Origin of the sequence: Chitinophaga sp. CC14, from assembly GCF_048957795.1 — a bacterium.
Taxonomy (GTDB): Bacteria; Bacteroidota; Bacteroidia; order Chitinophagales; family Chitinophagaceae; genus Chitinophaga; species Chitinophaga ginsengisegetis.
The window spans coordinates 459,733-484,567 of sequence record NZ_JARBFY010000005.1 but is presented as its reverse complement, the minus strand read 5'-3'; the positions used below and the strand labels follow the sequence as shown (position 1 = coordinate 484,567).

Here is a 24,835-nt window from a genome sequence, read left to right as displayed (position 1 = left end):
GTCATGAAGACAATAAAGATATCTTATACCATACTGACAGGTGCCTTCCTGTTGATACTGGCTGCCTGCAACAAAGGGAAAGACGATTTTTTATACAAGGAAACGATAGCGCCTGTGATGTTGAAAGGCTATAATAGCAGCAATGAAACATTGGAAATAAAACTGGATACCTTTAAGATCAATTATCCATTGTCACCCAATAGTGCCTTTGATCTTATCGATGCGTATACGTTCCATGGCAATACCAATAAAGTAAAGCTGTCATTAACAGAAACAGGAACGGGAAAAGTGGTGCTGGAGAAGGAAATAAAAAGGGGAGACGGCCCTACCAACCTCAAATTTCTTTATCTGAATGGTAAAGTAAATGACCTGCCGGAAAAGCCGCTGGTTGAACAGGGAAAAATAAAAATCAGTTACCTGTTCATGCCAACGCTTACTAATTATACAGCACCTGTAGATATTGTGCTGATAAAATACTATTTCACACCCAAGGCTTTTGAGGAGATCATCCGGATTAAAAATGTAAAGCCTTATGAATGCAGTGAGCCTGTCACTATTTCCAGCTTTCCAACTTCGGGGCAAGAATATAATGGACAACCTACCAGTGTGCTGTTTAAGGCTTATATCTACAAAGCAGGTACGAATGAATTTTACACGGAGGGAACGGGATATACCTGGCATGCCACTTCCTCCAGTGCCCCTACACCACCTGCATCAGTGGCATCTTCCAATTTGTATATATTCAATGAAAGCACTGCAGGAAATAGTATAAGGTTTACCAAACTATTTGAACTATAACTAATAAACGAACCAATGAAGCAATTAATACAATACATGAAAATAGCTGGTATCATTACCATGCTTAACGTGCTTGCAGCGTGCAACAAAGAGGAGCTCAATCCGGAAAAAGCAATACAGGTGATTATCAGTGGCTACAATGGCAGTGCGAACGAACTGGAAGTATCAATAGATACCACCAGGTACGACAAGAGTTTGGCCAACGGAAAATTTATACTCCAGCCAGCCTCTTTAATAGGCTTTAACGCAGTATATACCTACCGTGACCCGGCGTTACGTTCGAAGGTTACCCTGACAGATCCTGCTACCGGGGAAATAGTCTTTAGTAAACCACTTCCTGCATCAGGCACAAAAGCCTGTTTTAATTACATCTATTTAGATGGTAAGGTGGTAGAAGTAAATCCACCAGCCGCCGAAGCCACCACCAATAAATTGGGATTTTATATTCACTATGCGGATAGCGATGCCCCCTTTGATATTTTCCTGTACAGAATTGATAACACCACCGGGCAGGAATACCGGGAATACCTGGCAAAGGATGTAAAACGAAAATCATGGATTTATATAGATTATATTCCTTCCGCTGATTTTGATAATAAAAATGCCCTGAGCAATAGCAGTGTTTGTTTTACGAAGGCAGGTACCACAGATCAATGGGCCTTTCAGGATAATGAAACCATGAGTAAAGTGCCGGCAATGGGAATGGGTTTTCCCCTTGCCGGTGAAAAAGGTTTGGTGTTGCCTTATTTTATTACGCCTGGCTCCTGGCAGTTAGAGCAGTCCCGTTTGTTTTTTTACCCGGACAGGTTCTAGTAAATATGGATCATCGCAACGCAATTTGCAGATAAAATTCCCGGGCTGACCAAAAAGTAATGGTCAGCCCTACTCCTGACCACCCGCTGGCCAGCACCCTAAAGTCAGACCCTTTTTCTGAAAGACTACCACCCGCTGGTGAACTTTTTCCGGTTACCCCTGTTAACTATGTATCACTATGAAAAACACCTATAGCGGCAAAGCCCTCCTGTATTTGTTTTTCCTTTACACGACTTTACTGAAATGATGAAGATACGGTTGATAAACAGGCACAACATCTTGTAAAAGATGTGCAGGGGCGGGCCCTTAAGCGATGTAGCGCCCGCCCTTTTTTATTTAGGTAAGGCTGAACATGAACCCGATCCCATAAATGTTCCGGATACTGATATTTTCATTCCCCTGGAAGTATTTGCGGAAGCGGGATACAAATACATCTAAACTTCTTCCTACAAAATAATCATTCGCTCCCCATACCTGGTGGAGGATATCTTCCCGCCGGATCACCTTATTGCTGTTGTGATAGAAGTGCAGCAGCAGATCGCTTTCCAGCGGCGTGAGAATGGTTTCCTTGCCATTGCCAATAAGCTTCAGCGAGTCTTTGTGAAAACGCATCCCTCCAAGTTCAATGGCGTTGCTGCCGGCTATGCTGTTTACGATCTGGTTTCTTTTCAGGATGTTTTTTATGCGGAGCACCAGTTCATCTACATCAAACGGTTTTACGATGTAATCGTCTGCCCCGATCTTCAGGCCATACAGGCGGTCTTTCTTTTCACCACGTGCTGTGAGGAAGAGGAACGGAACGCTTGGTTGTATTTTCACCAGTTCCTGGGCCAGTTCAAAGCCATCCATTTCGGGGAGGTTGATATCTATCAGGATGATATGCCAGGCCGTGGGAGTGGCGGCAAAAGCCTCCAACGCCGCCCGCCCGTTTTGTTGCCAGTCGACAGTGAAATCCATCAGTTCCAGGTATTGTTTTACAACGTTACCGAGATCCGTTTCATCTTCTACCAGCAGAATGTGATGTTTCATAGCGTTATATTTTTGAAGGTATGGTAATTACGAAAGTACTGCCTGCACCGGGTTCGCTGCTCACTTTAATGCTCCAGCCATGTGCATCCACGCACTGTTTTACATAATAAAGCCCAAGGCCCAGGCCCTTCGTGGGCCTGGACAGATTGGGCTGGTGCCGGTAAAATTTCTCAAAGATATGGCGGAGGGTAGCGGCGTTCATGCCGATACCATTGTCTTGTATGATCAATGCGATAGATTCTTTTTCCTGCAGCGTAGTAATGGTGATGATTTTCTCCGGCTGGTCGTTGTACTTCACGGCATTATCCAGGATGTTTTGCAGCAGGGTGGTAAAATGAAAGGTATCTGCTTCAATCATCACCGGCTGGCCGCTGTTGTTGAACGTGAAGCGGATGGCCTGCTTCATGGTATTAAGACTATACACCGCCAGTATCCCGCTGATCAGTTCATTCAGATCTGTGGTAGTGGTTTTGAGCGCCAGTTTTTCCGTAGCTGCAATATTGATCACCTTTTCCACCAGTAGTTTCAGGCGTTCCGCCTGCCGGTGGATAATCTCGGAAAGTGCGGTAACGCTTTGTTTGTTATCCAGCGTTTTTTCATTCTGGATATTTTTATTGGCAACGATAATAGCCGTGATGGGCGTATTAAACTCGTGGGTGATATTATTGATAAAGTCTGATTTCATATCAGACAGGTGTTTTTGCCGGATCCATTTGAACAGGGTGATGGCAAACAGTGTAATCACCGCCAGCAGGGTGAGTATGCCGGGCAGGATGGTATATTTCATTTGCCGGAGTACAAGGGTGCGGCGGTTATAGGGGTCTGCATAAAATGAGAACGACAGGGAATAGGAGTAGGGCAGGGGCGAATTGGCCACCAGCGAGGATGCTGCGCTGTTTTCATTGAGCTGCGGCAGGTTGCCGCAAATAAAAAGCCCCATTTCCTTTTGTCTGTTGGCCGGGATGAGCGGGTACTTTTTAAAGCGGTTGTATATGTTCACGTACTGACTGTCTTTGAACTTGATATCCAGCCGGTGAATGCATAAGGCAAACAGCAGGGAATCCTTGATCCCGTCGTTGGCTTTAATGGCTTTCAGCATGCTGTCGGTGTTCTCGTGCTTTACCAGTTCGCGGATAATGCGGTTCACGAGGTTTTGTGCGGCGGTGTCGAAGCCGTGGCGGTTGGTGTTATACAGTTGTTCCAGGTAAGGATATTGTGGCACAATGATGCTGTCCAGCAGGGGTTGTCCTCCCGGGAACAGCTTATCGTTGGCGATAGCCAGGTTGTAGGCTTCACCGATCCTTCCTTTTTCCACGTAGTTAAAACGACTGTCCAGCAACTGATAGGTATTATATATCAGGAAAAACTGTACAATAGCCAACGCGATAATACAGATAACAGCTGTCAGGATATACAGCTTGATAGAATGCCTCATGCTTCGCTTTGTTACTTTTGGTTGACCTTTCCTGTTCATCAATTGATAACGACGTCCGCTCCTGATACTTTTAAGTTTTGTTTACAATCCGTTAGGGATTTTTTAAAATTGATTCGATTCCTGTTGGCTATTTTCACCATTAAGATACTACTTTTTTGGTATTAGAAAATCGATTTAGCATTTTTTATAAAATCCCTGTATGAAGAGATATTTATGCTATGTATTATTAGTTGGTGGCAGTCTTTTTACCCTTGCCTCCTTTGCTTCGAAAAATACCGCGTGGATGGCGCCTGTGGTGAAGGATACCATGGCTGCACCACCACTTACCTGGAAGGAGCATTGGTTTGAGCATGCGCAGGTAATGCGCCGGGTGTTCAGCAATTCGTCGGTAACGGTGTATTACGACAAAGAAACGCCTGAGAGTATTACCTGGCCGGATACGCTGTTAACGAAGGTATGGAACTACACCACTAAAACTTATGGCGCCTTTGGCAAGGATAACCGCCTCTTTGTATTGCTGCATACCGGCAAATACGGCGGCGGGCATCCGTCTACCTATTTCGACGGCAGCCACGACTACCGCAATGTAATTGATGTAGGGCATGAAGGCGATTGGGTGAGCAATACCGGCTGGAACCTGGATGCGGCCGTGCATGAGGTAGGGCATATTGTGGAAGGCGCAGCCAAAGGCGTGCATGGGTCGCCGGCTTTCCCGATATGGAAAGACAGCAAGTGGATGGAGATCTATCAGTATGATGTATACCAGGCATTGGGCTGGGATGCAGAAGCCAGGCGCTGGTTTGATATGCAGATGAAAGGCACGGACAATTTTCCGCGGCCGGGAACACAGTGGTTCAAAAACTGGTTTTACCCGATTTACCATCAGTACGGCGGGGCCAAAGTGCTGAACAATTTCTTTACATTACTGGCCGCCAATTTCCCCCGTAACGGCAACGCATATACGCGGGATTTGAACTGGGGAGAGTTTATCCATTTCTGGAGCGGCGCTGCGGGTGTAAACCTGAAACCACAAGCCACTATTGCTTTTGGCTGGCCTGCCAGTTGGGAGGAGGAGTTTCTGCAGGCGCAGAAAGAATTTCCGGGAGTAAAATATTAAAGATAAAAGGCGGAGGGCACGCCCTCCGCCTTTTATCTTGTGTAATACTTACGGGCCATGAAGGAAAGTGGTAATCCAATCATCGCCATCAGTATCAGTATATTAATAACGGAGTTGACTAAACGCAGCGGCCCATGCGGTACCTGGCTTAACGGCACTACCACCAGGTTCATTACACACCATACCAGTAAACCATAAACAAGCCCGGTGGCCACCGGGTGTTTGTGCAGCCCTGCTATCTTCGGATAGAGGACAAAGAAAACAAACGACCACGTCAGCGCAATAAGATAATGAAACAATAACCCCCACCACATCATGGCCGGCCCCCCGCTAAAGGCCGCTTTACCAAATACCCCGCTGCTGATGTATACCAGTATTTTGCCGACAGGCTGACCATGACTAACAACCGAAAAATACACAAACGCAGAAAGAATGTCCAGCGTACCGGTAATAAGGCCGGCCAATAAAACAGTTCCCGGAAAGGAGGAAAAAGGACGCATGTAATTTGTTTTTATATGGTAAAACAGGGCGGTATGAGTATATCTCTTAAATTATAAAATTCTGCTATGAAAACCTCGCTATTGGTAGGATTTTCTTCTTTTTTATTAAGCTATTATTAAGAAATATTAAAAATAGCTTAAAATTTTAGACAATTTTATTGATTATCAATTATATACAGTTTTAAATATTCAAAATTTAAACAAACAGTTAAATAAACGCTTGTTTAAATTAAACGTTTGTTTAACTTTGTCCTGTCAAATCTAAAAAAGGAACATGGAAGAGTATAGTGAAAAACAGCTCTCAATTTTAACGGTTGCGGAGCGGCTATTTGCCGATCAGGGCTTTCATGGCACATCGGTGAGAGATATAGCACAGGAGGCGGATGTGAACATCGCCATGATCTCCTATTATTTTGGTTCAAAGGACAAATTGCTGGAATCTATTTTCAAATATAGAATGGAGGCTTCCCGGAAGTTCATTAATGAATTACTGGAGAACGACACGATGGAGCCACTGGAGAAAATAAACAGCCTGATCGACCGGTTCATCAATAAAATGCTTGGGGAGCAGTATTTCCAGTGCATTATGAGCCGCGAACAGCTGAACAGCCAGCAGAGTCCGGTCAGGGATCTGATCTGGCAACTGAAAGGGGAAATGCTTGGTCTGATGCGCCCCATCGTTACAAATGCCCAGGAAGCGGGCATCTTTTATAAAGATGTAGATGTGGAAATGCTGATGACTTCTTTATTCGGGACTATCCATCAGGTAATACCTGCCAAGCATATATTAAGAACGAACCCTGAAGCAAAGGATCTGAACGACGATGAATACAGGGAGTATTTGAAAAACAGAGTAAGTACACATTTAAAAAAATTGTTCAAAGCAATCCTAACACATGAATTCTAAAAGCATATACACACGATTATATGCGCTTGCATCGGGAATCCTGCTGACTTTTTTCTTTCAGACAGCATCCGCACAACAGAGCGTAAAACCGCTTTCGTTAAATGAAGCCATATCGCTGAGTATACAAAACAGCAAACAACTAAAGGTGAGTCATGCTAAAGTGGATCAGGCTACCGCCTCACTGAAAGAAGCCAATGAACGCCAGTTACCGGATGTAAGTGTTTCCGGTTCTTATCTCAGGCTTACACAGCCTAATATCGACATGAAACTTAAACTGGGAGATGATAGCAACGGTGGCACCAAAAGTGAAAGCCCCAAGGTGAATTCAGCAGCTTATGGTATCGCCAGTGTATCCGTACCCATCTTTGCAGGTGGATTGATACAAAGCGGTAAAGAGTCTGCCCGTTACCTGGCAGAAGCAGCGCGACTGGATGTTGATAAAGACCGTGAAGATGTGATCCAGAACACCATCGCCGCCTACAGCAATCTTTATAAGGCAAAAGCTGCAGTAGCACTGGTACAGGAAAACATCCGGCAGTCGGACGAAAGGGTGAAAGAATTTTCCAACAAGGAAAAGAATGGTCTCCTTGCCCGCAACGATCTCTTAAAAGCAGAATTACAGCAATCTAATTATCAGCTGGCACTGATGGACGCTGAAAACAACCTGAAAATTGCCAATCTGAATATGGATATCATGCTGGGCCTGCCGGATAACACCATGATCCAGGTAGACAGCACCGTATTCAAAGTAGATGATAAGGTAGATGGCCGCGGAGTAGCAGAGTTTGAGCAACTGGCTTACCAGAACCGTAAGGATGCAGCCTCTCTCACTGCACGGGAAAAAGCAGCGAATGCAGGAATAAAAGGAGCTAAAGCGGATTATTTCCCATCACTCGCTGTAACCGGCGGATATGTGGCTGCTTACATTCCTAATGTGATCACCATTACCAATGCCGTAAATGCAGGAGTAGGGCTGAAATACAATCTTTCTTCCCTCTGGAAAACAGGATCAAAAGTAAGCAATGCAAAGGCGCAACTGGCGGAAGTACAGGCCAATGAGGCGAAGCTCGTGGACGGTATTCACCTGGACGTATACCAATCTTACGAAAACTACCTCCTGAGCCACAAGAAAATGGATACTTATATCAAAGCGATAGAACAGTCGGAAGAAAATTACCGGATTACGAAGAACAAGCACGATAACAACCTGGCTACTACAACAGATCTGTTGGATGCCGACGTTGCAAATCTGCAGGCGCATCTCAATTATGCGTACGCAAAGGCAGATGCACTGGTAGCATATAACAAACTGTTACAGTCTGCAGGTATACTGGAATCCAACAACAAATAATACCAACAAACCAATAAATATCAAAGCCGTGGAAACGCAAACTCAAACAAAACCTACTAACAATATAAACATGCAGGAAACAACCGCGCCTAAAAAGAAAAGCAAAGGATTCGTTATAGTGCTGGCAGTGCTGGTGCTGGGTGGCGGTGCATTTGGTATCACCAAGTATGTTCATGGTCAGCACCATGAAGAAACTGATAATGCGCAGATCGATGCTAATGTGAGCCCGGTTATACCCCGCGTATCCGGTTATGTGAAAGAAGTAAGAGTGAAAGATAACCAGGTGGTGAAGAAAGGAGATACATTAGTAATCCTGGACGACCGCGACCTGGCCATAAAAGTACAACAGGCAGAAAACGCCCTTTATGCTGCACAGGCTAACCTGGGCGCTGCACAGGCCAGCACTGCTGCTGCGGAAGCAGGTATCAGCACCGCACAGGCGCAGGTAGGTACTATCGATGCACAGATCGAAGCCGCCAAAGTAAACCTCTGGAGAGCCAGCCAGGATTACGACCGTTACGCTAACCTGATCAAAGATCATTCTATTACCCAACAGGAATTTGAACAGGCTTCTGCTGCCAAACAAACTGCTGAACGTCAGCTTGATGTACTGGCCCGTCAAAAGGCAGCTGCCAGCCGTCAGACAAACGTAGTGAGTTCCCAGAGCGGCGCTACATCCAAACAAATTAACGTAGCGAATGCAGGTATCAAACAACGTGAAACAGATGTGGAAGATGCTAAACTGAACCTGTCTTATTCCGTGATCCTTGCTCCGGAAGATGGCGTACTGTCAAAAATCTTCGTACAGCCGGGACAGTTTGTTACTGCGGGTCAGTCTTTATTCAGCGTGGTACTGAGCACTACTCCTTGGGTAGTGGCCAACTTCAAGGAAACACAGCTGGATAAAATGAAACTGGGTCAGAAAGTAACGGTACACATCGATGCTTATCCTGAAAAAGGACTGGAAGGTAAAGTAACTTCCTTCGCACCGGCTACCGGCTCCAAATTCGCCCTGCTGCCTGCGGATAACGCTTCCGGTAACTTCGTAAAAGTAGTGCAGCGCTTACCGGTAAAAATTGAGTTCGATAACCCTAACGATGAACTGGTAAAACAGTTACGCCCGGGTATGAACGTACTGGTAGACGTGCATCTCAACTAATCATATACATGAACAGCAACGTATCCGGAGTTAATAATTAGTGGGAACCATGCAATAATTAACAGACAGGCATAATCGATTAGCATAAATAACAGATCATCAACAGAAAGGTCATGTTCGTCATTAATTATTAACTCCGGGTAGTGTTGTTTTCATTCAAAATATAAGTGCTGCATGCAACAAGAATCATTGATAGAATACGGCTCGCGCAGGGTGATCATTACGATCACCGCTATATTCTGCGCTTTGCTGGAGATAGTGGATACCACTATCGTAAATGTGGCGTTGAATGACATGCGTGGTAACATGGGCGCCACACTCAGTGAAATCGGATGGGTCATCACCGCATACGCTATCGGTAACGTAATCATAGTACCGATGACCAGCTGGTTATCACAGCAATTTGGTCGTCGTAACTATTTCGCGGCGTCTATTATTATATTCACCGTTTCCTCTTTCCTCTGCGGTAACGCAACTGCCATGTGGGAGCTGATCATATTCCGCTTCATACAGGGTTTGGGTGGAGGTGCATTGCTGGTGACCTCTCAAACGATTATCACTGAAAGTTATCCGCCTGAAAAACGCGGTATCGCCCAGGCCATTTATGGATTGGGTGTAATTATCGGCCCAACGTTAGGCCCCCCGTTAGGTGGTTACATCACCGATAACTATTCCTGGCCTTATATCTTTTACATCAACATTCCGATCGGTGTAATCGCTACCCTGCTCACTTTGCAGTTTGTACGCAGCCCGAAATATGGTGAAAAAAGAGCAATGTCGGAGATAGATTTCCTCGGTATAGGACTCCTGGCGGTGATGGTAGGGTGTTTACAATTTGTATTGGAACGCGGACAGGAAGACGACTGGTTTAACGACTCTACCATTACAGCCCTGACCGTAACAAGTGTATTGGCCCTGTTCTTCTTTGTATGGCGTGAACTTACCTATAAGAACCCCATTGTGGAGCTGAGGGTGCTCAAAAACGGAAACCTCCGGGTAGGTACCATTCTGTCGTTCATCATGGGCTTCGGATTATACGGATCTACCTTCATCATCCCGCTGTACACACAAGGTTCGCTGGGATGGACAGCTACCCAATCCGGTATGCTCATGATTCCTGCGGCGTTGACTACCGCAGTGATGATGCCGCTCATCGGTAAGATGCTGGAAAGAGGTATTCCACAACAATACCTGGTGGCAAGTGGTATGTTCCTGTTCTTTGTGTTCTGCTTCTGGGGATATAAAATTATCACACCGGCAGATACCGGTTCAGACGCTTTCTTCTGGATGCTGATTGTTCGCGGTATAGGTATGGGTTTACTCTTTATTCCTATCACCACGTTGTCGCTGTCTGGTTTGAAAGGACAACAGATTGGCCAGGGAGCAGCCTTCACCGGTATGATGCGTCAGCTGGGAGGTTCATTTGGGGTGGCTTTGATCACTACGTTTATGGCCCGTCAGAATATGCTGCACCGGAGCGACCTGGTAGCAAAACTGGATACCAATAACCCCGATGTAATTAACCGGGTAAACGGGTTACAGCAGAGCTTCGGCGCCAAAGGAATGGACCCTCACCAGGCACTGAATTCGGGTTATAAATTACTGGATTACAGTGTTACCAAACAGGCCGCCATATTATCCTATATGGATGTGTTCCTGTACCTGGGCCTGATATTCCTGATTTGTGTACCGTTTGTACTCATGGTAAAAGCTAAGAAAGCTGCAAAACTCGATCCGTCTGCTATGCACTAACGGAAACAGTTTTTCAAGATAAATTATTGTTGCAATAACAGTGTAACAGTTGTAGGTTTAGGTAAATAAGCCCCGATTTTAATCGGGGCTTTTGTTTTTTCAGGAGCAATGAATTAAATTCATAGAAACACCCCGCTATGGAAACATTCGGCCATGTAAGAATGGTGATAGGATTTATCCTGAGCCTCAGCATTGCCCATCTGCTCAAAGGCACTGCTAAATTCATCCAGCATCCCAACCGGGAAAAACCTTACTGGGTACACCTTTCATGGGTAGCTTACATCTTTGTGCTGCTGGTACATTTCTGGTGGTGGGAAATGCCATTGCACGCATTGAAGAAATGGACTTTCCCGGAATATATCTTTATCATCTCTTTTATTACTACCTTTTTCCTGCTCTGTGCACTGTTGTACCCGGATGATCTGAAAGATTATAAAGGATACCAGGACTACTTTTACTCACGACGAAAGTGGTTTTTCGGGGTACTGGCATTTTCGTTTATTGCAGATATAATAGATACGCTGATAAAAGGACAAGACTACTTTCATCATTTCGGGATAGAATATCCGATCCGCAATATCATTCACTTTGTCCTTTGCCTGTTGGCCATCAGGATCAGTAACCGCACCTTTCACGGGGCGCTGGTCATTATATTTATGCTATACGAAATGAGCTATGTGCTGCGGCTTTATTTATCCGCCGCTACATGAGGACTTTTACAGGCGGATACCCACTTTTTTATAGATAAAGCTCAGCAGCCAGGCCGGCCCGATGAGCAGGAATTGCAGATCCTTGAAGAAAGAAGGTTTGGCGCCTTCTATTTTATGACCAATAAACTGCCCGATCCAGGCCACTACGAAAATAAACAATGCCACCTGCCAGATCACCAGCGGAGTGGCTGCTATGAGGCGCCATAGCCATAAACAGATCACGCCGATGAGCAGCATACCTGCCGCCAGGGAAGGAGAGAGGCGCAGATAGTAAATGATCAGTAATAGCAATACCACATGTGCCACCGAAATATAAGAACGCACGCCACCAATGGGCAACGGGATTGCGTATAAAAATCCGACGATACTGAAAAAAATAGCGGGCACACAAATCCAGTGAATCAGTTTGTTGGTGTGGTTACGGTGGCTGCTGCCGTACTCGTCCAGCCATTGATGGATTGTTCTCATAGCGGTGGCGGTTTATAAAGTGCTGCTATTAAAATACGTTAAATAACCCAAAATGAGTGATGATTTTATTTGCCCCTGATCGCCACCTTTTTCATGCCTTCTCTCCCAAAAAATACCGGGAAATACATCATTTCTGCTTTGGCCGGGTTCAGGTGGTAATACCCTGTATAGCGCGGCATCAATGACACCGTAAAGCGGTAAGTACCTTTGTTTAAATAATCACTGAAGATGCTTACCTTGTTTTTAAAGTACTCGCGGTGTACTTCATGGTTCGACCACTGACTGTTTTTTCCCTCATAGGAACAGCCTGCCGGCACCGGTATTTCCACCATCACGTAATCCGCATCTGCCTTTACTTCCACGGTAACTTCAAGGGTAACAGCGCGGCCTGCGGTGAGGAAGTTCACAGCCGTATCCTGCTGCAGGAACTGACTGCTCACGCTGAACTGGTGTGCTGCAGGTGGCGGCGCCGGATTCCAGTGCTGTTGCCAGCCGGTAAAATATACGGTGGAGCCGCCCTGCTTAACGACGTTTAATGGCTTACCGGCTGTAAAAATATGCGTATAAGGAAAGGCACTCACCTGTTCCCCGTTAATACTAAGCCCCGGCGTTTGCATCTCCGAAGTTTGCAACGCATCCGGCAGGATGGTAGCCAGGATAGTAGCAGATTCGTAGGTATTGCGCCAGTTGCCGCTGCGCCGCTTTTCCATGAACCAGTCGCGGATAGTGCGTAACAGGGCGTCATGTCCTCCTTCGGCCCGCAATATTTTATATGCCAGCAAGGTGAGTTGTACATCATTGTTAAAGAGCTGGTAACTATCTTCCCCCCAGTAACTATTGCCCATCATGGTGGTTTGCCGCGCAGCCATCAGTGAGGCTGTATTTACGTGTATGCCTGTCCGTTGTTTCAGGTATAATAAACGGAACTGGTCATACTTACTGCCTTTGTTTGCCGGTATGGTATCGAGGTAAGCCGGGAAATTAATTTTGGCGTCCAGCTCGTACAATGTTTCCAGCAGGGTTAAATTATTGGTGTACGCATCCCTGGCGTGCACGGAACTATTCAGCTGGAATACGGAGTAATCGATCAGCGCTGCTTTGTTGATGTTGGGCTTAAATCCCTCTTTTTCAGCCATCAGCAAGGCTTTTGTTACATGTTGTGAAACCCAGTACACAGAAGTGCTTTTATTCCACCAGCCCCAGCCGCCATCTTTATTTTCATTCTGTTCCAGTTTACGGATCAGCTCAGAGATCTTTTTCAGATCCTTAAACGGTAGCCCAAGGAATTTACGGGCTTGTTTCTCCAGCAGCAGGCCGGTGAGTTTGGAGGCCAGTTGTTCATTGCATAGATATTCATAACGCCGGAGATAATCTATTTCATCCAGCAGTACCGGTAGCATGCCGGTGCAGGCATACAGGTGAACAGCAGCGGTATCGTCTGCAAAAGACAGGGAGAAGCTGGTATCGGCCGGTAGTGCGGCAAAGAAGCCTTTGGTTTCTGTTACGCCTTTTTTAAAGACAGGAATAGCGCGGTATTCTCCGTCGAAGTAATCCTGGTTACCGGTGATGGTATATTTAAAGGAGATGCTGTCGCCCGATAGGGGAACATGCACCGGGAAGGTATCAATCAGGCTGTTGCGCACGCCAATGGAACGGGTGTTGGTGAGTACCTGGTTGGTGTAGAAGCTGCGGCTGACAGTAGCGCTGTCGGTGCCATAGTTCAGCACCTTACCGATAATGTTTACGCTGTCGCCTTCAACGGCAAACACCGGGAGCGACAAGTTTGCGCTCAGCGGTTTATATGATTTGATCTGTACCTGTGCACTGCCGGTTTGTCCCTGGTCAGTGAATGCCAGTGCATAGGTTTTCCAGTTGGTGATATCATCCGGGAAGGTTACCTTAAAAGAGGTTTCTCCTTTTTCGTTGGTGCGTAACCGTGGTTGCCAAAATGCATCATCCCGGAAGTTGCTGCGCAGGCTATTGGCTTCTGCCGGCAGGGCTTCCTGGCTGGCTGCCGCTATAAAACCCGCTTTGCTGCTGGTGATGAGGATTACTCCGTTGGCGGCCCTGGCGCCATAAATAGCGGTGGCGGCGGCATCTTTCAGCACCGACATATTTTTAATAAGAGACGGATCCAGGCTTTCCAGTAAACCTTCATAGGGAACACCATCAATGATAATCAGTGGCGGCGTGTTAATGCTGTCGGCGCCCCGTATAGTGACGCCTGCCACTACGCCATTAAGATTGCCGGTAATGAAGTGCGAAGCAGCGGCGGTAATTTCCTTTTTGCGTTGCGTGCCGTAACCCACTACCACCGTTTCACTCAGGGATTGTATTACCGGTTTTAATTTTATCTCAATAAAATCCTGGTCCCTTAAAGTAACAGTTTCGGCGTTATACCCAATAGCATTAACGGTGAGCTGTCCTTTTTCTGTAACGGCTAAGGAGAAATATCCTTTTGCATTGCTCAGGGTGCCATACCTTGTTCCCTTCAGAATAATGGAGGCGCCGGGTACGGGGCCGTTCGCATCTGTTGTTATCACCCCGGATATACGACGGGTGAAGCCGGAAGTATCCAGGTATTGGTTGTTGAACGGCGTGGTAAAGTCGGTCGTCGCGTTGGTCGACATCTGTTGTGTTTCATAACCTCTCCAGTCCAGTATCGCTTTTGATAATGCAGCGCTTGTGGAGTCTTTTTCCATTACTTTCCGGGCGTGTAACCGGTAATAGGTATTGCCGCCGGCATTAGCTTTCAGGCTATCGGCCACATAGTATTTATTTTTCTTCAGCAATACCAGCAGGCGGTAATTGCCAGGCTCGAGGTTATAAAACCAGGTGGTTTGTCCGCGGTAAATACGGATATAAGTGGGATCATCGTAGCGGTAAAGGAACAGCTGCCGCGGTTCATTCCCTTTGAAGGCAGTATCCGGCGAAATGATGAGGTTAGAGGTATTCCCGTCGCCTCTTGCATTGGAGTATAGCTCCTGGTTTATCTGCAGGCCATCCAGGTGATCATTCCAGATACTGTCCATTTCACTTTCTGTGATCACATGATCATATAGCTGTGGCTGATCCACTTCTTTCGGCAAATAGAATCTGAGTCGCTGATCGCTGGTACTCGTTTCTTTCACTAACCCTTGCCGGATCTCAAATGTATAACCCGGTTCAGGTACAAAAGATTGTATAAACCTGCCTTTTACAATATAGTCGGCATCATTGTTTTTCAGTGGTCCGGCCAGCTGGATGCTTTTGCGGTAACCATAGATGGGGGTAAACCATTGTATATTTCCATTCTGGTTAATATACGTATACCCGTCATTGTTATCCGTGAGAAATGGTACCACGTAACGCTTATATAGATTTACTTCCAGCGGGGTAAGTTCCGTTGGCATTTTGGTGATGCGTACGCGTTCATCGGGTTTATCGGCAGCGATGCTGATAAAGGTTTTAAGTCCTTCTTCGGCGTAGATGCTGTCGATGATAATTTCCTTATCAGAAGTACGGATTTCCAGTTTGTGTTTGCCGGGCCATACCGCAAAGCTATAGGCTGGCCGGAGGTCCGTATTGGCGAAGAACACCGGTTGTTCATCTATCTTCACACGACTGATAAACTGTACAGCGCCATTTTCTGTAACAAACGGGGATATCTGTGTGATATCATTCTTCGCAGGTTCCGTGCTGTAACGTATTCCATCCGGATGCAGGAAGCGATAATACGCGTTGCTATCCAGCGTCATTTCGTTTTTCCACCGGTCCCAGTTCATGATCTGTTTGCCGGATACGGTTTTTCTATCAAATAACCGCTGTTGGCTATATGCTTTCCGCATAGGATGCCTTTTATCAAGATTGGGCAGGTTAGGCATGGTATAGTTAAACCTGGTAGTCATCGCATAAGCCGTAACATCTGCATCCTTTACAGGCCGGCCTTCTGCATCAGTAACTGTGATGCCTATACGAACTGTTTGCCCCGGGTACACAGCTACCGGGTTATTGATGGTTACCTGTAATTGTTTTTCAAGATAAGGGATGATGAAGTGCTCATCTTTCACCTGGTCATTCCAGATATATTGCAGGGAAACAAAATAATACCCGCGGGTGGCGGTGGCGGCTTTCCACGACAGCTGCCGGTCGTAGCCCTGTGCCACCAGTTTGTTGCCGGCAAAGATGCTATACCAGAAGTACAATTTTTTTGGATTCACAATATCTGCAAATACGGAATCGCGGGTACGGCTGGCATTGCACTGGATCATGCCATTTTCACCGGATGACAGGTAGCTTTTAGTGACGTTGCCTGCTGTTACCCGGTAGGTATTTACATAAGGATGCAGCGGCAATACGGCGGGCAATGAGATAGCAGAAAGAGCAACCGTATCACGCTTTGCATTCAGCAACAGCAGCGTGGCCTGTGAAGGTATGACGTGGCCGGAGCGTTTAAAGTCAACAGATAAGCTATCGCCTTTTGGTGTGAAACTGATTTCATCCGTATCATAATAATATTGCTGGGAAATACGGCTGCTTTGGCTTTCATTGTTGCTGTTCAGAAACTGCGTGCTGATGTTATAGGAAAAAGAAGCGGCCGGGAAAATACTGTCCGGCAGCGTTACTTTGGTTTCCCCGGTCATATCCAGCGCTACTTCATGTTTCCATAACTGGTGGGGTATAAATACCACCGGCGCGTGATATTGTGAAATGTTGTTAGGGGTAACGGTGATGGTTACACGCCCATCCATTACCGGCAGGTCGTTTTCATCGGTGGCCTTCAGGAACAGGGATACCGGCGTGCCACGGGTATGTTCTTTCACATCGGTGCGGGCGGTAAAACGGATCGATTTCAGCTCATACTCTTCATATTCAAACGTACCGCGCATCAATACTTTCCGCCTGGCAAAGTATTCATCATCATCCAGGTCGGTTTCGTTATTGTCGGAGGTATATTTCCTGCTGTCCAGGGTTTCCAGGGTAAACAGGTAGTCTGTGTCCAGATCGAGGTCCAGGCTGTCACTGAGCACCATTTCGTAATCATAGCCTCCCGGCCGGTAAGGACGGATAGTGGTGAGGATTGTATCGATATCCATGTCTTCACTGTAAAGTCGTAACAGCAGGGGTTCATTTACCGGCTTTGTATGGCGATTAATGATGAATGCCTTCATCCGCAGGGTATCGCCGGGCCTGTATTTCGCTTTACTGAAGGCCATGAAGCCCTTGTATTTTTTTTCGGTGGAAGTAGACTGCGAAAATCTGGGTTCATTATGATAATAATTTTTTTTGCGGGGGAGCAACTTTTTCCAGAAGTGGAGCCTGCCCTTACGCTTGGGGACCGTCAGGTTAAAAAGGTTCAGCACCTGGTTATGGTACACCTGTATGATACCGCCTTTTTTGTAGCGCGGAATGCGATAGGTTTGTGTGCGTGCATCCCAGGGAATAGTCCGTTGGTTGATCCGCACGCTGGCATTGGAAATCGGTTTCCCATTTTTATCATGTAAGAGCAATGCCAGATCGTAGTTATTGGTAACTACCTTCAGGATTACATTCTGTACGGGTTTGTATTCATACGCCAGGTTATTCTGCAGGCCGGTTACCACTACATAATTTCCGGGGGCAGTACCCGCAGGGAAGCTGGCGCCAAACGGATAAGTGCCGGCTGCGGTATGCAGGTATTTTTCATCTGCCCAGGGTTTGGATGCTCTGCTCAGCTCAAATATCCGGAGCGCTTCCTTATCTGTTATTTTATAGATGTTATTTCTTTCACTGGTGGTTTTACTTTGGGAGATGTATTGCTGGGCGCTGGCTGTGATGCTACATAAGCACAGCAGAAACAATGAAATTCTTTTCAAGGTATAAGGATTATATGCTGAATTTAAGGAAAAGAAGGGAAACTAAAAATCCACATATCTTTATATAATCATTTTGAAATGATAGATTTGAACCAACAAGATAACTGAAGAATTATGGAAACCATTGGATTTATCGGCACAGGCCATTTGGGCTATCCCATTGCAGAGAACCTGCTGAAGGCAGGTTATACTTTAAGAATTTATAACCGTACCCGGGAGAAGGCATTGCCGCTGGAACAGCTGGGTGCCATACTGGTGAACAGCCCGGAGGAAACCGCTGTGAAAGGAGGGGTTGTTCTGAGCCTGGTGGCGGATGACAAGGCGCTGGAAGCAGTGGCCACCGATGCGTTGGTGCAGGCGCTTGGAGAAGGCGGCATCCATGTGTCTATGAGCACTGTTTCGCCGGATATATCGAGGGAGTTGTCGGTGCGGCATGGGAAGCACGGGGTGTTGTTTGTAGGTGCGCCGGTATTTGCGCGGCCGGAGGCGGCAGCGGCGAAAGCAGGTAATTCGGTGATTTCCGGTCCTGCTGCGGCTAAAGAAAGGATACGCCCTTTATTGGAGGCAGGGTTTGCCCGTAATATTTTTGATCTTGGAGAAGATGCCGGTAGCGCCAATGTGCTGAAGCTGATGGGTAATTTTATGATTGCCGGGGCGCTGGAACTGATGGCAGAGGCTTTTGCGCTGGCAGAGAAAAACGGGGTAGATCCCAGGGAGGCGTATGAAATGCTCACCACTACGTTATTTTCGGGCCCTATTTTCAGGAATTATGGCGCCATGATCCTGGATCGTAAATTTACCGGTAATCCTTCTTTCAGTGCGGAATTAGGGTTGAAAGATATGGACCTGGTATTGCAAACGGCGCGGAAATCATATACGCCGATGCCGCTGGCTAACCTGGTGCAGAACCGGCTCACCACCATCCTGGCGAAGGATATACATGATGCCGACTGGACGGCGCTGGCTTCCGGTGCGCTCGAGGACGCCGGACTGGCAGTTTAACCTTTATCAGCCATAGCCGCCACGGTTTTTTCTTTGGATGCCTGGCGTGCTATGGCATCTTCCCGGTGCATAGTGCCCCAGTCGGAGATATGCTGCAACATGCTTTCCATGCTCCATCCCAGCGGGGTGAGTTCATACTCTACCCGTGGAGGTACTTCCGGGTACACGATCCGTTTAACAAGGTGGTCGTTTTCCAGTTCCCTCAACTGCAGTACCAGCACTCTTTCAGAGATGCCGGTGATCGACTTTTTCAGTTCATTATAGCGTAGTTTACCATCCAGTAAGCGCCACAGTATGCTGGGTTTCCAGCGTCCGCCGATCAACGACAGGGTATACGCTGTTCCGCAGTCGCCGCGCAGCTGTTTTCCGTTGATGGCATTAGAGGAATTTTCTTTTCGCATACGTTCATATTTTCTTTCCGGGTATAAAGATACGCAATGCACTGCTATAGTGAAGGATACCGCTATCCTTTTGGTAACCCTGTTCTCTGGTGACTTACAGTATTGATAACCGCAGGGCATAAAGCAAAAAGGGGAAGGCGCACACCTTCCCCTTTTGTTATGCTTCTTGCAGTTTTATTCTGCCTGTTTTCCGGCTTCGTTTTTCTTTGCCACATCTTCCAGTAATTTGAGACCGAGCAATCCGCTGATCGGACCGTTGGCGCCGTCTCCGCCGCTGATGAGCACATCCGGCATAATGCGGATTTGCTGTGATCCGATGGCTTCCATTACTTTCAGTTGGGTAAAGTTGTTGCCACCCATTGCTTCTACTGCCAGTTTGTAGGATTCCGCGCTGGACTGACCAATGGCCAGGATCTTTTCTGCTTCTGCTTTACCGGTGAGGGCAATTTTTTCCGCATCGGCTTTTGCAATCCACTCGGTGCGTTCCGCTTCTGCTTTGGCCAGCAGGCGTACTTTTTCTGCTTCACCGCCGGCCAGTAATTTCATCCGGTCGCTTTCCGCGTTGGCTTGCAGCCGCACGCTGTTGGCGTCACCGGTGGCTTTTTTCACGGAGGCGTCTGCATGTCTTTCCGCAATCCAAACGCCCTGGTCGGCTTTTACAATTTCCTTCTGCATTTCTGCAATGGCGGTTTCTTTTTCCAGCGTCTGACGGGTTTCCTGTGCCAGTCGCTCTGTATCATAGGTAATTTTCTGTTCTTCTGCAATTTTACGGTCGGTCAGTGTTTTCATCAGTGTTTCCGGTGGCACAATGTCGCCGATAAGGGTATCTACCCCGAACACATTGTACTGATCCAGTACCTGGCCGATATGTTCCTTCGCGGAAGTTTGCCGTTCCTTACGGCTGGTGAGGAAACTGATCACATCTGATCCCTGGGCGGAGTTACGGAAATAGTTACCGATGGTAGGTTCCAGTACCTGTGTTACCAGGTTGCTCATGTTACCGAAGCGGGCAATTACTTTAGGGGCTTCAGTAGTTGGGATGTGGATGATCTGCGCTACGTCGAGATTAAAAGTAAAGCCATCTCGGCTTCTCACGGTGATGGTAGAGAGGTTTTTATCCAGCTGGTGGGCCTCACTTCTGGCGGTGGCCCAGTTCAGCACCAGGTTGGTGGTAGGCACCAGTTCTACTTTCATGATATAGGGATTAACAGGATACTTACCCGGTCCCAGTGGCTCGGCCCATACACCTTTGGTGCCTTTGGCCACGATGTTACCGTGTTTGAACTCTGCGCCGCTGAGATCCACGCCATCATTACCCACGAAGGAGATCACCACGCCTACGTGGCCGATGGCGATTTCCGTCATACGCACCATTTCCAGTTTGGCGAACCATGGGTTAATAAAGTAGGAGCCGGCCAGGATCACCTGTTCCTGTAAGCCTTTGTAGCCGCCTTTTTCGAGGAAGGCATCCACATCCTGGAAGTTGTTGTGGTTTTCGATGGTTTTACCCGCAATGGAGCCGGTTTCAATGGCCTGTCCTTCGAGAGTGGTAACAATTCCCACGGCATTATCGGGGATGGATAGCATGTCGGTGATTTCCACTTCAAACAGGAAGGTATTGATACGGTACGATCCGGGCGTGATAATGGCGGTTTGCCGGCCTTTGCGGCCACCGTTCTGCAGGAAGGCCACGGCGTCCTGGAAGGAGTCGCAGGGAACCTTGCGGGCCAGGATGGAACCTGTTTCCAGTTCTGAACCGTCTTTCGCCAGTACCAGTCCGATTTTACCGGTGGGGATGATGGTAAACGGTTGAAAGGTAACGCTGTACTGCCAGATCCATTTCCAGAAGTATACGCCGGGAGCGAGTGTTTGCGCCTGGAAGCCAGCTTCGCCATTGGTGGCAAGGATGCGGCCTTCGGGCAGTTCCTGTTTACCGATCAGTACAAATTTTTTAGTAACCAGACCGATACGGTCTTCCGGTACAATGACTACGCCAAAGCATATACGAAGAATTACTTTGTACAGTACAAGGCATAGAATGGGCAGGCCGATAAGCAAAGCCCATCTGAGAAATGTGTTTTCCATTTGTAGGGTTGTTGTTAAGGTATGTGTGTTTGTAAAGATGAATTTAAATGCACGGCGAAACTGCTGACGGACGTGTCACTTCAGGGTTTGGGCCATGCATATCTATTTCAGAAAAGTGGGGGCGAAGTGTTGAAGTTCGTAGCGATATAAGCTATCAGGATGTTGTTGCCGGAGCAATGATCAGATTCCATTGAAAAATGAATTTCGGATGTAAAAGTGATGATTATTTTTCATCTGTCAAAATAATTTCCGGCAGATGATCATGGAGGTTAGCCGGGAATTTCAGATAAATGTTTCCGGATGACCTTTGCTGATTATTTCAGATAATGGCAGGGAGGTTTCTTTGAGAACTATTGAAAAATCTCCCGTTTTTTTTGATTTTTGGAAAAACGCCCTATATTGAGAGCTGTTTAACTGTTTTTCACTTTGCTAAAACGATTTTTCTGAGCATGTCAACCAAATAGTTTTTTATATTTGTATAGCTTTAACGATTTAGCAAACATTCTATTTATTGAATTTATGACAAATTCCACGGCGTTAGGAATAGATATCGGCGGCTCCCACATTACCGCAGCACTGGTAGATCTTAACACAAGATCGATCATAGAAGGCACATGGAACCGCACCCGTATTAACTCACAGGGCGAAGTAGCGGATATCATCGATGGCTGGGCGGCTGTTATCAGGGAAGTATTTACCCACGCTTCAGCAGATGTCCGGCATATTGGTATCGGCATGCCGGGTCCGTTCGACTATGAGCACGGGATCAGCCTCATGAAAGGGCAACATAAATATGACGCATTATACAACCTGAACGTAAAAGAACTACTGGCAACAAGCCTCGGAATTTCACCGGAACAGATCCGCTTTATCAACGATGCCGGCTGCTTCCTGCAGGGCGAAGTGTTCAGCGGCGCCGGCAGAAACCACCAATGCGTGATCGGGCTTACACTGGGCACGGGCCTGGGTTCAGCCATTTACCGCGATGGAGCAGCCAATGATGCCAACCGCTGGTGCTCTCCTTTTAAAGACGGCATGGCGGAAGACTATCTTTCTACCCGCTGGTTTGTAAAACGCTATGAAGAAATAAGCGGTGAAACAGTAGCAGATGTAAAAGCACTGGTAGCTCGTATAGGCGTTGACGATAGAATACCGCAACTGTTCAACGAGTTTGCCGTAAACCTCGGCACTTTACTTACTGCCTTTATTAAAGAAGAACAACCCGAAATTGTAGTGATCGGCGGCAACATTGCCAACGCGGCTGACCTCTTCTTCCCTCAACTGAAAAAAGAACTGGAAAAACAACAGATCACCGTTCCGGTAGTTACTGCTACCCTCGGTGAGGCGGCAGCCCTGATCGGCGCAGCCAGCTTATGGCATGCCTTCCAGGAGGCATAGCACAGCCTGTTCAACGAAAACATAAATTTAAAAGAAGCTATTGGCGCAACAACCAAAGCAGGTAGGTTCCGGGCATATCCATCTCCGGAAAAAATATCCGCCCTGGTGTTTGTGCCAATAGCTTTTTGTTTAATGCTTTAACCTTTCTGCTTTTTCCTTTATATTAGGGGCATCAACCACTTCTAAATATTTACTGTTTGAAAGACCGCCTAATTGCAGCTGATAATATTTTGTGGAACAATGTCATCCTGGGGGATCAGCAAGCCTACAGGGAATTGTATGAGATGTATGCGGATATGCTTTTCCGGTATGGCTTAAGATATATAAAAGATACCAGCACTATAAAGGATTGTATCCAGGAGCTTTTTACCAGTCTTTATCACTACAGGAGTAACCTCGCTCACGACGTGAACATCCGGTTTTACCTGCTCCGGTCGTTCCGCAGGAAGATCCACCAGGCCGTAAAAAAGAATGCCACCATTCTCCATACCGTCAATGCGGAGGACTATTTCTCCATTGTTTATGAACCAGATGCCGAACAGCTGTTGATTGCGGCCGAACAACAGCAGGAAATGCTGCGATTGCTGGCCCGTGAACTCAATGAATTACCTGCCCGGCAGAAAGAAGTCCTTTTCCTTAAGTTTAACTGCAACCTGTCGTACGAAGAAGTGGCCGGTATCATGAAAATAAGTGTACCTACCTGCCGCACCCTTGCCTACAGAGCCTTCCGGCAACTGCGCGCCAACATGGAAAAAGTGCCGGTGCTGCCGTTAATGATCCTCTTAATGTCCTGGATTTCCCGGGAGCATCCCTGAATAAAAAAAAGTTTCGTTCCGGAGTCTATATCCTGTTTGTTTGTTGCTCTATATAGCAAAGATGCCGCAAGATGCCTGATAAGAAACACCTGAAATTGGAAGACCTGCTTGGTAATGACCATGAACAGCCTGTACAGAGCGATGATCCCGTGCAGCAACAGATGGCAGATGCCGTGCAGCGCATGATCACAAACGCCGGCGCAGAAACATGGGATCCGGCCGATAAAGCCCTGCTATGGCAGGACATTGCGGCGGGTTTAGTGTCCAAACCATCCATACACAGGTACCTGTTCCTAAAAATCGCCGCCGCCATATTATTATTGCTGTCGGTAGGCGCCTGGTTGTTCTGGCCCCGGCCCACGCACTCACTGGTACAGTTTGCCCGGCAACAACACGTGGAAAGCGCCACCGATACCCGCCTGATCCTCGGACAACAACAGGCCATTGTGGTATCCGGGAAAAACGCATCGCTTGTATACGGAGGCAAAGGAGTAACCATCAATGCAGACAGTACCCTGTCGTCGGCAGCCCCGTACAACACGCTGCTGGTGCCTTACGGCCGCCGCGCCCGCCTGCAGCTGGAAGATGGGACCATCGTGCTGCTGAACGCCGGCTCCCGCCTTGTTTATCCCGCTACCTTCCGGCAAAAGAAACGGGAAGTATACCTGGAAGGAGAAGCCTTTTTTGAAGTGGCCCCTGATGCCCATGCTCCTTTTTTCGTATATGCTTCACGTATAGAAACAGAAGTGCTCGGTACCTCCTTTAATATCAGCGCTTATCCGGACGACCGGCAACAAAGCCTGGTGCTGGCGTCGGGCAGCGTACGTATGCAGCTGCCGTCACAACATCTTTTCGGAAAACATTCCCGTAAGCTGCAACCCAACGAGATGGCTACAGTAGGTGTGGAAAGCGGAGACCTGCAGGTAAGCACCGTAAACGTAAGTACTTATACCGCCTGGAAAGACGGACGCCTGTTGTTTTACAGCACGCCGTTGAAAGAGATCCTGAAAAAACTAACGCGTTACTATAATATACAGCTGGACCTTGCATCAACACAACCCGGACTGGAAACCTGTTCCGGTGACCTTGACCTGGAAGATAATCTTGAAAACGTATTGGATGTGATCTGCGCCACCAACTCGCTGCGCTATGAGCGCCACGGACAGCGCATCATCCTGAAAGAGAAAGACTAAATACCATATATATCGCCAAAAAAAACCGGAAGATGGTGGGACATCTTCCGGTTGCACTGCCCCGCCGG

At 47.2% G+C, this 24,835-nt stretch carries 19 protein-coding genes; 12 read left to right on the top strand and 7 right to left on the bottom strand.

The window, feature by feature from the left end; genetic code table 11:
• The first annotated feature begins 3 nt into the window (after nt 1-3).
• Nucleotides 4-798 (top strand): hypothetical protein, encoded by a 795-nt coding sequence (locus tag PV783_RS21530; protein ID WP_420989513.1) that lies wholly within the window; start codon nt 4-6, stop codon nt 796-798.
• Nucleotides 799-813: 15 nt separating this feature from the next.
• On the top strand, nt 814-1,611 hold the full coding sequence (locus PV783_RS21525) for a hypothetical protein (protein ID WP_420989512.1): 798 nt from the start codon (nt 814-816) through the stop codon (nt 1,609-1,611).
• Nucleotides 1,612-1,947: 336 nt separating this feature from the next.
• Here PV783_RS21525 and PV783_RS21520 read toward each other — a convergent pair whose 3' ends face one another.
• Complete coding sequence (locus tag PV783_RS21520; RefSeq protein WP_420989511.1) at nt 1,948-2,640, bottom strand: response regulator transcription factor; 693 nt, start codon at nt 2,638-2,640, stop codon at nt 1,948-1,950.
• A 4-nt stretch (nt 2,641-2,644) separates the two neighbouring features.
• Nucleotides 2,645-4,075, bottom strand: a complete 1,431-nt coding sequence (locus tag PV783_RS21515) for a sensor histidine kinase (RefSeq protein WP_420989510.1) — start codon at nt 4,073-4,075, stop codon at nt 2,645-2,647.
• Between the two features lie 199 nt (nt 4,076-4,274).
• Between PV783_RS21515 and PV783_RS21510 the strand changes: the two genes are divergently transcribed.
• Entirely contained in the window at nt 4,275-5,192 is a 918-nt protein-coding gene (locus PV783_RS21510; protein WP_420989509.1) for a hypothetical protein, read from the top strand.
• A 32-nt stretch (nt 5,193-5,224) separates the two neighbouring features.
• Here PV783_RS21510 and PV783_RS21505 read toward each other — a convergent pair whose 3' ends face one another.
• Complete coding sequence (locus PV783_RS21505; RefSeq protein ID WP_420989508.1) at nt 5,225-5,692, bottom strand: hypothetical protein; 468 nt, start codon at nt 5,690-5,692, stop codon at nt 5,225-5,227.
• Between the two features lie 274 nt (nt 5,693-5,966).
• Between PV783_RS21505 and PV783_RS21500 the strand changes: the two genes are divergently transcribed.
• From PV783_RS21500 to PV783_RS21480, 5 genes are all read left to right on the top strand, one after another.
• The gene (locus tag PV783_RS21500; protein ID WP_079472759.1) at nt 5,967-6,599 is read left to right on the top strand and encodes a TetR/AcrR family transcriptional regulator; all 633 of its coding nucleotides are present in this window, start codon (nt 5,967-5,969) and stop codon (nt 6,597-6,599) included.
• Complete coding sequence (locus PV783_RS21495) at nt 6,589-7,950, top strand: TolC family protein (RefSeq protein WP_079472760.1); 1,362 nt, start codon at nt 6,589-6,591, stop codon at nt 7,948-7,950. Before PV783_RS21500 ends, PV783_RS21495 begins: the two co-directional genes overlap by 11 nt.
• Before the next feature lie 70 nt (nt 7,951-8,020).
• Nucleotides 8,021-9,109, top strand: coding sequence for an HlyD family secretion protein (locus PV783_RS21490; RefSeq protein ID WP_079472761.1), 1,089 nt, complete (start codon nt 8,021-8,023; stop codon nt 9,107-9,109).
• A gap of 174 nt (nt 9,110-9,283) precedes the next feature.
• Nucleotides 9,284-10,861: a DHA2 family efflux MFS transporter permease subunit gene (locus PV783_RS21485; protein WP_079472762.1), complete on the top strand. Its 1,578-nt coding sequence runs from the start codon at nt 9,284-9,286 to the stop codon at nt 10,859-10,861.
• Nucleotides 10,862-10,998: 137 nt separating this feature from the next.
• Entirely contained in the window at nt 10,999-11,571 is a 573-nt protein-coding gene (locus PV783_RS21480; RefSeq protein ID WP_420989507.1) for a hypothetical protein, read from the top strand.
• A 6-nt stretch (nt 11,572-11,577) separates the two neighbouring features.
• On the opposite strand, the gene PV783_RS21475 is transcribed toward PV783_RS21480, so the two are convergent.
• Nucleotides 11,578-12,039: a DUF962 domain-containing protein gene (locus PV783_RS21475; protein ID WP_420989506.1), complete on the bottom strand. Its 462-nt coding sequence runs from the start codon at nt 12,037-12,039 to the stop codon at nt 11,578-11,580.
• Between the two features lie 65 nt (nt 12,040-12,104).
• On the bottom strand, nt 12,105-17,873 hold the full coding sequence (locus tag PV783_RS21470; RefSeq protein WP_420989505.1) for an alpha-2-macroglobulin family protein: 5,769 nt from the start codon (nt 17,871-17,873) through the stop codon (nt 12,105-12,107).
• A gap of 114 nt (nt 17,874-17,987) precedes the next feature.
• Between PV783_RS21470 and PV783_RS21465 the strand changes: the two genes are divergently transcribed.
• The gene (locus PV783_RS21465; RefSeq protein ID WP_420989504.1) at nt 17,988-18,875 is read left to right on the top strand and encodes an NAD(P)-dependent oxidoreductase; all 888 of its coding nucleotides are present in this window, start codon (nt 17,988-17,990) and stop codon (nt 18,873-18,875) included.
• On the opposite strand, the gene PV783_RS21460 is transcribed toward PV783_RS21465, so the two are convergent.
• Nucleotides 18,872-19,276 carry a winged helix-turn-helix transcriptional regulator gene (locus tag PV783_RS21460; protein ID WP_079472767.1) on the bottom strand — a complete coding sequence of 135 codons (405 nt, stop codon included), beginning with the start codon at nt 19,274-19,276 and terminating at the stop codon, nt 18,872-18,874. The two genes, PV783_RS21465 and PV783_RS21460, sit on opposite strands and share 4 nt — an antisense overlap.
• 174 nt (nt 19,277-19,450) lie before the next feature.
• Nucleotides 19,451-21,361 (bottom strand): SPFH domain-containing protein, encoded by a 1,911-nt coding sequence (locus PV783_RS21455; RefSeq protein WP_079472768.1) that lies wholly within the window; start codon nt 21,359-21,361, stop codon nt 19,451-19,453.
• Nucleotides 21,362-21,880: 519 nt separating this feature from the next.
• Here PV783_RS21455 and PV783_RS21450 point away from each other — a divergent pair.
• The 3 genes from PV783_RS21450 to PV783_RS21440 all read left to right on the top strand — a co-directional run bounded on the left by PV783_RS21450 (nt 21,881) and on the right by PV783_RS21440 (nt 24,767).
• Nucleotides 21,881-22,759: an ROK family protein gene (locus PV783_RS21450; RefSeq protein WP_420989503.1), complete on the top strand. Its 879-nt coding sequence runs from the start codon at nt 21,881-21,883 to the stop codon at nt 22,757-22,759.
• A gap of 197 nt (nt 22,760-22,956) precedes the next feature.
• Nucleotides 22,957-23,574 (top strand): RNA polymerase sigma factor, encoded by a 618-nt coding sequence (locus PV783_RS21445; protein WP_111579343.1) that lies wholly within the window; start codon nt 22,957-22,959, stop codon nt 23,572-23,574.
• A 71-nt stretch (nt 23,575-23,645) separates the two neighbouring features.
• Nucleotides 23,646-24,767, top strand: coding sequence for a FecR family protein (locus tag PV783_RS21440; RefSeq protein ID WP_420989502.1), 1,122 nt, complete (start codon nt 23,646-23,648; stop codon nt 24,765-24,767).
• The last annotated feature ends 68 nt before the right edge of the window (nt 24,768-24,835 follow it).